This window comes from Methylobacterium oxalidis, assembly GCF_007992195.1.
Classification (GTDB): domain Bacteria; phylum Pseudomonadota; class Alphaproteobacteria; order Rhizobiales; family Beijerinckiaceae; genus Methylobacterium; species Methylobacterium oxalidis.
Map to the genome: position 1 here is coordinate 1 of NZ_BJZU01000300.1, position 1,077 is coordinate 1,077.

General features: G+C 59.8%; 1 protein-coding gene. It reads right to left on the reverse strand.

Translation table 11 applies throughout. The annotated features are described in order from the left end of the window. Positions 1-993: ABC transporter transmembrane domain-containing protein (locus MOX02_RS30690; protein ID WP_244948468.1), on the reverse strand; the 993-nt coding region annotated here is incomplete at its 3' end. Positions 994-1,077 lie beyond the last annotated feature (84 nt).

Genomic DNA, 1,077 nt, shown 5'->3' on the forward strand with positions numbered 1-1,077 from the left:
ACGCGCTCGCAAAAACGAAGGCCACTCTGCCGAAAGGGCTCCGAGAGGCTGAAGTAACTTGCTGGCGATGAGCATGACCCCGATCACGTTACCCGGCGAGATTTCACCTCGAATGGCGAGATAAGCGGCGATTGCCATGCAAAGTCCGCTGAACGCCCCCGTCAGAGCACGCGTAACGGATGAGAAAAGAGCGGCCTCGTCTTCGAGTGCGGCTTGCTCACCGAGGAACCGATGGTAGGCAGACGTCCAGCGCCTGCGGAATGACACACGCATGCCGAGAGCCTGAACAGCTTCGATATTTTTGAAGGTGTCCGTCAGGGCTTCATTGTGAACGTTGGCGCCACTAAGTTGCGCAGCTCGTCTCGATTGAGTCCGCGTCTGCAGGACAGCGAGCATGAACACAAGAGCGAGGCCAGCCGTTGCGAACCAACCGAGCCACGCATGCATCGCGAAGCAAGCGGCGAGATAGATCGGGATCGGGATCGCATCATAGATCGCGGCAACGCCGGTGCCTGAGATAAAGCCGCGAAGTACATCGAGGTCGGTTAGGCTCTGCTGCGCGTGAGGTAGACGCGATCCGATCGCGGCCCGCACTCGCCAGTTGAACAAACTGGGGCGCAGTTCCGCATCGAGTTGAAGCCCAACTCGCTCAAGGATCGCATCGCGGAATTTCGTAAGAACACCCGCAATCGCCAGCTGAAGGACAAGGACACCAAACAGGATCACAAGAGTGACGATGTGCTTGTGCACCATCACGCGGTCATTGACCTGCTCGACGAAGATGCTGCCCGTGAGCACAGATACGCTCAAGAAAAGGCTGATTAACGCCGCGTGCGCGAACGCGAGACGCTGACGGCTCAGCGCGCGGTTCAGTGCGGTCCTCTCGCTCAGAAATGAGCGGAGGGTCAGCTTGCCCGACTCCCCACCAGGACGCACTCGGGCCAAACTCCCGCTCAGGTGCTTCCAAGGTGCAGCACTGACGGCGCGCTGCATGGTTACTGTGAGGTGCCGTGGCATGGTTCTTACCCGACGGCTGCCTGGCGTGTGGTGAGTTGCTGAGGGGCAGCGGCAGTGGAG